The sequence below is a fragment of the Psychrobacter sp. genome, assembly GCF_041554015.1.
In the GTDB taxonomy this organism is placed as follows: Bacteria; Pseudomonadota; Gammaproteobacteria; order Pseudomonadales; family Moraxellaceae; genus Psychrobacter.
This window is the reverse complement of record NZ_JBFFMS010000063.1, coordinates 1-7,437: the sequence shown is the minus strand read 5'-3', so window position 1 is coordinate 7,437 and position 7,437 is coordinate 1. Positions and strand designations below refer to the sequence as shown.

Annotated in this window: 6 protein-coding genes and 1 tRNA gene; 3 read left to right on the top strand and 4 right to left on the bottom strand. The window is 44.9% G+C overall.

Annotated elements, in window-relative coordinates; genetic code table 11:
• Nucleotides 1-40: 40 nt before the first annotated feature.
• From ABYU67_RS11515 to ABYU67_RS11505, 3 genes are all read right to left on the bottom strand, one after another.
• Nucleotides 41-117 (bottom strand) — tRNA-Pro (locus tag ABYU67_RS11515).
• 243 nt (nt 118-360) lie between these two features.
• The gene (locus ABYU67_RS11510) at nt 361-2,010 is read right to left on the bottom strand and encodes an McrC family protein (protein ID WP_372845326.1); all 1,650 of its coding nucleotides are present in this window, start codon (nt 2,008-2,010) and stop codon (nt 361-363) included.
• A gap of 12 nt (nt 2,011-2,022) precedes the next feature.
• Complete coding sequence (locus ABYU67_RS11505; RefSeq protein WP_372845324.1) at nt 2,023-3,483, bottom strand: McrB family protein; 1,461 nt, start codon at nt 3,481-3,483, stop codon at nt 2,023-2,025.
• A gap of 339 nt (nt 3,484-3,822) precedes the next feature.
• On the opposite strand from ABYU67_RS11505, the gene ABYU67_RS11500 reads away from it, so the two are divergent.
• Nucleotides 3,823-4,518 carry a DUF4442 domain-containing protein gene (locus ABYU67_RS11500; protein WP_372845322.1) on the top strand — a complete coding sequence of 232 codons (696 nt, stop codon included), beginning with the start codon at nt 3,823-3,825 and terminating at the stop codon, nt 4,516-4,518.
• Nucleotides 4,519-4,647: 129 nt separating this feature from the next.
• Nucleotides 4,648-5,136 carry a RidA family protein gene (locus ABYU67_RS11495; protein WP_372845320.1) on the top strand — a complete coding sequence of 163 codons (489 nt, stop codon included), beginning with the start codon at nt 4,648-4,650 and terminating at the stop codon, nt 5,134-5,136.
• A 22-nt stretch (nt 5,137-5,158) separates the two neighbouring features.
• Here the strand turns inward: ABYU67_RS11495 and gspE are convergent, their stop codons facing one another.
• Entirely contained in the window at nt 5,159-6,712 is a 1,554-nt protein-coding gene (gene gspE, locus ABYU67_RS11490) for a type II secretion system ATPase GspE (protein ID WP_372845318.1), read from the bottom strand.
• A gap of 161 nt (nt 6,713-6,873) precedes the next feature.
• Here gspE and ABYU67_RS11485 point away from each other — a divergent pair.
• The coding region (locus tag ABYU67_RS11485; RefSeq protein ID WP_372845316.1) for a thiazole synthase at nt 6,874-7,437 on the top strand (564 nt) is incomplete at its 3' end.

Genomic DNA, 7,437 nt, shown 5'->3' with positions numbered 1-7,437 from the left:
TTATACATAAAAAAAAGCCTGTAAGGCTCTTAAAAATAGATGGTCGGAGTGATAGGATTCGAACCTACGACCCTCTGGTCCCAAACCAGATGCGCTACCAAACTGCGCCACACTCCGAAATTTCTATTATCACGATAGTTTTGTTGATTAACTCGTTGTTGGCAATGCCACTAACTGGTTAATGTTCCTCGCTATCGAGGTGCACATATTAAGAGGAAAAGCCGATGGTGTCAACACTTATTTTTTATTAATTTAAAAAAACTGCTAAATTATTTAAAAAACACTCTTTTATCATCAAAACCACAACGATAAATCCTTTTTCCACGATAAGAAGGGCTACCTACTCATCGATAGCGCTTATTATACGGTATTTAAATCAGGAAGCAAGTCGCCGTTTATCGTGCCAGTCAGCACATTAAAGGGTACGAGCCACAATGGTGTCGTACTTCCTTTCTCAGCAGCATTATGGCTACTATCTTGGTTGTTAGGGCTCCGATTTTTATCATCATGCACGTGTTGGCTGAGCATAACTGGCAATCGCTCGTTATCCTGTACCGGATAAACCAGCCACACCTGCTCTGCTTGATAGGCCTGAGCGTAACTCATTAGCTGATAAGCATCGCTGGCACTCATACTGGCTGCCTGCGATAGCTCCTTCCATTTGATATCGATGACATGGCTATAGTGACCTTTTTTATAATGTCCTTTACTATCGCGACCTTTTCCTCTTGCTTCAATCACCGCAGTGTCATTCTGATTTTGACAAGTATCATCAGCGTCTATGTTGTATATCAGCAAGTCAGGCCGTATAGACAGGCATGCACGCCCTTCTGCATCCGTAAGCCAGATACTTTGCGTTTGATATAGTGGCTGATACTGCTGACTCGCTTGCTGAAACATCGAGACAATGCGCAGGCTTGCCCATTGCTCAAAGGCTTGGTTCATATCAATCAGCAAGCATAAACGCGACGAGGACTGACTTTGCTTGAGTGGTTGTTTTAGCGCAATACCATTACCTGTTGCCACATGAGACTGGCGTAGCAACCAATAAGCCATCTCTAACACCTGCTGAGCAGCTTGTAGCTGCGGTGCTGGCAGCGGCTGCATGGCCAACTGACGCTTTGCTTGCTTGTATACTGACTCTAACTGTGTCAGTTCTTGATGACTCAACGCCGCTACTTGCTGCCAAGCCTGCAAAAATTTAGGCGCATCGGCTTTTGAGTACATTGCTTTAGAGAATAAAGGCGTCAGTAGTATCAAGGAGCTCTTAATCAGTCGGTTAGCCAACATGTCTTGACTCAGTCTACTGCTCTCACAGACGAACTTATGCGGCTGCATGCTGTTGCGGCGCAGTTGCTCCTTGATAAGGAGTCGACCTTGTAGCGCTGCTTGATTATCAACCTGTGTCTGATAGTATTTGCTAGGTCGATAATGAGCGAGCCGCTGCAAAAACTGTGTGATAAGCCAGTCTGACAATGGCCGTACCGCTATCGATAGCGCCGCCAATTGGCTACTAAATTGTCCAAGATTTTTTGTCTTGGGTAGCTTGTTTTTGGCATGACTGCTATTGGTCAAATCCGATAGCATGTCCTGCACCCATTGGCGAGTCTGCCTGATATCAGAGTGATAACGGGCATTATAGGAAAAAAGCGGGTGCTGTGTGTTTTGGTTTCTAGACGCTTTTGCCGCGAGTTTGGGCAATATCTCAAGCGTCATGCCGCTTGGCAGTAAAATAACCCCTATATAATGCCCAACCTTTAATTGCCACTGTCCTTGCCTGCGCTTAATGCTAAATACCGCAAACTCTTGCGCCATCAACCAATGGAAATCAGATACCTGTAAGAAGTCATGCGCTGTTAGACGCTGATGCTCAAACACTGTGATGATATTGGCCTCACGCGTATCCACATTATCACTTTTAACATTAGCACTTTTAGCATTGGCATGCTTAATATTAGCACTCTTGCTATTGCTGGCTGTGACTTTATGATTGGCGCTTTTATTTATCAATGCTTGGCACCCTTATGGATATAAACGCTGATAAACAGTAGGTTTGGCAAATTCGCCTATCCCTGCGACGAGGTCGGCATTTATCCTATAAGCTGCGGTGCCCATAGACTGACCGAAAAATGCATTTTGACCCGTAGACAGCGGATTTTGGCTATTAAAATTCATCTGCTCATTCACACTGTCATTAATAAGGGCTTGGCTATCTTGAATAAACTGCGCTTGCCATGGTTGCTGCTCGTCTCTAAAGATATATTGTAAAGTGCCTTCTTGCCCACCCGTCGCTTGCAGCAACTGCGGAATGATTTGTTCAACCAACACCGCTTGTAATTGCTCAAGATCCGTCACTGACCATAAAAAGGCATGGCCCAATTGTGCTTCTAATCCCAATGTTTGCGTGAGGCGACTATTCAAACCCGCTAATAGCTTTGCCAAATCTATGGTTGCTACTGAGCGGTCAGATTCTGAGTGTTGCGGTACATAAATAATGGGTAATAATTCTGGCTGCGGTGGACAATCGATAAAGCGAAAGCGCCGACGTAATGCCATATCAAGTGGTGCTAACGAGTGATCTTGGGTGTTCATCGTGGCATAAATATCGATGTTGGCTGGGATGCTAAAAGCGCGTCCGGAATAGGCCAGATGAACGGTCATCGCATTTGCCATGCCAGCGCGTTTGTCGGGTTCAATCAAACTGAGCAGCTCACCAAAGACTCGTGATACGTTGGCGCGATTGATCTCATCAATCAAGATGGCGTAACGCTGTTCTGGATCATTTGCTGCCCGTTGACACAGTTTTAAGAATGCACCATCTTGAACGCTATAACTCATTTGAGACGAGCTATTCGCTGCCTGATTAGACGCTACCATGACAGGGCGAATGCCTTCGACAAACTCTTCATAGCCATACGCTTGATGGAAGCTAACCATGGTAAAGCGCTGCTGGCTAAAACCTTGCTGTGGGTTAGCTTGGCTTTGATTGACACTGTGATCATGCTGCACTTGCTGAAACTCAAATAGCTGCTGCGACAGCTCTGTTAATAACTCAAAGCTTTCTGGCAATAAATACCATGCGCCGCTATGGTCTTTATCAAAATAAGCTTGGCTGGCTCTATGTTTATACGCAACCGTTTGTGAGCTACTTGAGCTATGCATTTGCAGTACAGACCATGCCGTATTGCTTAAATTGCTCTCACGGGCATTTTGCGCCGCTTTTGCAGCAAAAAACGCATGATTGACGATCTCAGGTACTTTGATCAAGTCTTGGTGTTTAGATTGAAAATCCAACAGTACCAAACAGACGATTTCACGCCAGCTAAGCTCTTGCACTAGCTGCCCCAACAAATCCGCCTCGTCGGCTCTCGGCAAATCCTCTGTATATTCTCGAGCGATCTGGAGTAATTGATAAGTTTTACCCGTACCAGCAACACCTGTATAAATAATATTGGTCGGCTTATCTTTAGACATATCAGGCATAGCGTTATCCGGCGTTAAAAATCAGGTAAAAATATAAGAGCTGTCAAAGCTGACCATTATAGCGTCAGCTCAATATAAAAAAGGGACGTTAAAACAGCATTAGGAAGCTTGTATAAAAAGCCTCTAGCGCGAGTATTGCTATTGATTAGGATGCCGTTACGTCACTGTTATTTTGTAAGCGCAGGAGTTCATGGTAATAATAGTAGCGACTGAGCAGTTAATGTACCATAACTAAAATAGCTGCTAGGATAAAGCCTATTTGGTGACTCATTTATAACCTGAGTATTTTAGCTCTAGTCTCACTAGCACTGTGAATCCCACTCAAATGAGGAATGTTGTATGTCAGGATTATTAAACAAACTACCTATCAAACTGAGCAATAAATTACCTAGCAAAATATCTGACAACGCAAAACCTGCGGTCGAAAAACCTAATAGCACCCTAAAACCAATCAATAATCAATTCACCAAACTGTTATCTATTACCAAGTACTTGCCTGCTGGTGCGCGCTCGAACATCTTATCAAAAGCATTTGGTAAAGTGGTGCCCTATGTCGGCACGACAGGTATTTATTATGAGACGGTCGAACCAAATCAAGTGGTGGTCAGTCTAAATAATACCAAGGCGGTGCAAAACCATATCGGCTCCGTCCATGCCGTTGCCATTACCTTACTTGCTGAAACCGCAACGGGGTTTATTTTAGGCCTAAATTTACCGACCGATCGTGTATTATTGATTAAGTCTTATTCGGTAAATTTTTATCGACCGATTAAAAAAGGACAAATGGCGGCTATCGCAAGCTTATCTGATGCACAGCGTTTAGATATTTTAAATACCCCAAAGGGTGAGATGGTCATTCCATGTGTCATTCAGGACCGTGAGTCTGATAATGATCGTGACCCTATCGTGGTTGAGATGACGTGGGCTTGGATTCCTAAGGCTGAATTAGAAGCGCGCCGTCAAGGCAAAGCAAGCGAAAAATCGCTGGACGCTGACGCTGAGTCTAAAAAAGAAGCTGAGCAAAACGAACAATAATGACTAAAGCATACATAAGGCATCATGTACCACCTAGTTTGATGAGACATGATGCTTGTTAAATTTGTTTGAATACATTTGTATCGTGCCTAGAATAGTAAAAAACACACTTATAATAAGGAGACAATGATGTCCAAGATTACCCATACATTGACCGCCACCTTGACTAAGGCATTGCTTGTGGGCGCATGCTCACTAGGGGTTGCTATGACAGCGAATGCTGCGCCAACGTCAAATACCACCAGCATCACCAAATCTAGTCCTGTATTTCTTGGTGATGGCGGCAATTATCCTTTTTCAGAGGCAGTACGTGTCGGCGATACGCTCTATATGTCTGGGCAAATTGGTTTTAAAAATGGCAAATTGGTCAAAGGTGGTGTCAAAGCCGAGACCAAGCAAGCATTGGATAATATCCATGAAACCTTGTTAAAGTACGGCTATCAAAAATCAGATATCGTCAAATGTATGGCGATGCTGACAGACATGGATGATTTTGACGATTTTAATAAAGTTTATAAAGCCGAGTTGACCAAACCTTATCCGGTACGCTCAGCCTTTGGCGTCGCTGAATTGGCAGCAGGTGCCAGCGTAGAGGTTGAATGTATCGCTACAAAATAACTGTTTTTTTAATAGCCTTATCTTAAACAATCAAAGCGTCCTCTGTTAGGGCGCTTTCTTTAGTCACGCGCAGCACTTCCTCTAACGTCGTAAGTCCCGCTATTACCTTACGCAAACCATCCGCCCGAATCGATGGTGTATGCTGACGTGCATACTCCTCTAGCTCATATTCAGCGGTATTACTATGAATCATACGGCGCAAACTATCATCAATGGGCACCACTTCATATATCGCCGTCCGCCCTTTAAATCCTGATTGATTGCATTTATCGCAGCCAACTGGTTTGGGTAGATTGATAGCTGTGTTTGTTAAAGCTTTAGCACCCTTCTCTGAGACTGGCACAATACCAATCTCAGTGAATAATTTCGCCTGTTCGCTGTCAGCTACTTGCCAACCATGACAATGCGTACATAACGTCCGCACCAAGCGCTGGGCGACGACCCCGATAAGCGATGACGATAATAAAAATGGCTCAACACCCATATCTTGCAGGCGCGTAACTGCCCCAATGGCAGTGTTGGTGTGCAAAGTCGATAATACCAAATGTCCAGTAAGAGAAGCCTGTACGGCAATCTCTGCCGTTTCTAAATCGCGAATCTCACCAACCATCACCACGTCTGGGTCTTGGCGTAACATCGCGCGCAGACTTTTGGCAAAGGTCATATCGACCTTATTATTAACCTGCGTTTGCCCAATACCATCAAGCTGAAACTCAATCGGATCTTCAGCGGTCAAGATATTGCGGGTTTGGTCATTGAGATCGGTCAATGCCGAATATAGCGTGGTGGTTTTCCCTGAACCTGTCGGTCCTGTCACCAAAATAATGCCATGCGGGCGATGAATCAAGCGTTTTAGCTCGGTGTAGTCGTTATCAGATAGCCCTAAATACGTCATATTCAGGCGACCAGCTTGCTTATCTAATAGACGCATGACCACGCGCTCGCCAAAACTTGATGGCAATGTTGATACCCGCACATCAACCTCACGACCTGCTAAGCGCAAGCTGATACGCCCATCTTGTGGCACACGCTTCTCGGCGATATCGAGCCTTGCCATGACCTTGATACGCGATACCAGTAATGGCGCTAATTGGCGTTTTGGCGTAATGATTTCTTTTAATTCACCGTCGACACGAAAGCGAACGACCAAGCGCTTTTCAAAGGTTTCAATATGGATATCTGAGGCGCTTAAACGTATCGCTTCGGACAACAGCGCATTGATCAGGCGAATAATAGGCGCATCATCTTGCTGATCCATCAGATCTTCAGTTTCAGGGACACTGTCTGCCAAGCTATCAAGATCCGGATGGTCCTCGAGTCCAGCGGCAATATGCTGCGACTCACCGGTATTACCTGCATAAGCAGCATTTAGGCGCTTTTCAAAGTCATCGGCGCTGACGCTTTCATATACCGGCACACCGCGTACACCTTGCTGCTGTAAGAACCGCACCGCCTCATTAATTGCTGATAATGGCGTGGCTTTGGTCAGTACCAGAGTCGCTGGTAGCTCAGGATCAATGGCAAGCATGATCAAAATCTGATGGCGTTTTGCAAAACTGTACGGCAGTTGCATCATAAAGACGACCTGATAGATAAAGACAAACTTAGAAAGAAACTCGTGTCAAAGCATGGCAAACGTATTATGCTTAACAGGCTAAACCAAAAAACACTGCAAGTAAGATTGCATGATTTTGTTATAATAGCATTTTGTTTTACTCGCCATTAGGATTTTCAGTTATGTCAGAGAACACGAGCACTGCTACTCAGCCGACGCCCCTTTTACAAGACACGTTTATGGTCGGGAGTCGTACCTTTTCTTCTCGCCTGTTGGTCGGTACAGGCAAGTATAAGGATATGACTGAAACGGGCGCTGCGATTGGGGCGTCGGCAGCAGAGATTGTCACTGTCGCTATTCGTCGTACCAATATCGGACAAAACAGCAATGAGCCCAATCTACTTGATGTGATTTCACCGGATAAATATACCATCTTACCCAACACTGCTGGTTGTTTCGATGCCGAGACTGCCATTCGTACCTGTAAGCTTGCTCGCGAGCTGTTAGGCGGGCATAATCTGGTTAAGCTTGAAGTATTGGGCGATGAGAAAACCCTTTATCCAAACGTGATGGAAACGCTTAAAGCGGCCAAAGTATTGATTGATGATGGGTTTGAGGTGATGGTTTATACCTCAGACGACCCTATCGTCGCTCAAGAATTAGAGAGCATGGGCTGCGTGGCGATTATGCCACTTGGTAGCCTGATTGGCTCTGGTCTTGGTTTGCTCAATCGTCATACGCTAAGC

What these genes read in the sequence shown, in the direction of transcription:
- gspE (WP_372845318.1), bottom strand. Translation starts at nt 6,712, where the DNA reads ATGATGCAACTGCCGTACAGTTTTGCAAAACGCCATCAGATTTTGATC.
- ABYU67_RS11495 (WP_372845320.1), top strand. Translation starts at nt 4,648, where the DNA reads ATGTCCAAGATTACCCATACATTGACCGCCACCTTGACTAAGGCATTG.
- ABYU67_RS11505 (WP_372845324.1), bottom strand. Translation starts at nt 3,483, where the DNA reads ATGCCTGATATGTCTAAAGATAAGCCGACCAATATTATTTATACAGGT.
- ABYU67_RS11500 (WP_372845322.1), top strand. Translation starts at nt 3,823, where the DNA reads ATGTCAGGATTATTAAACAAACTACCTATCAAACTGAGCAATAAATTA.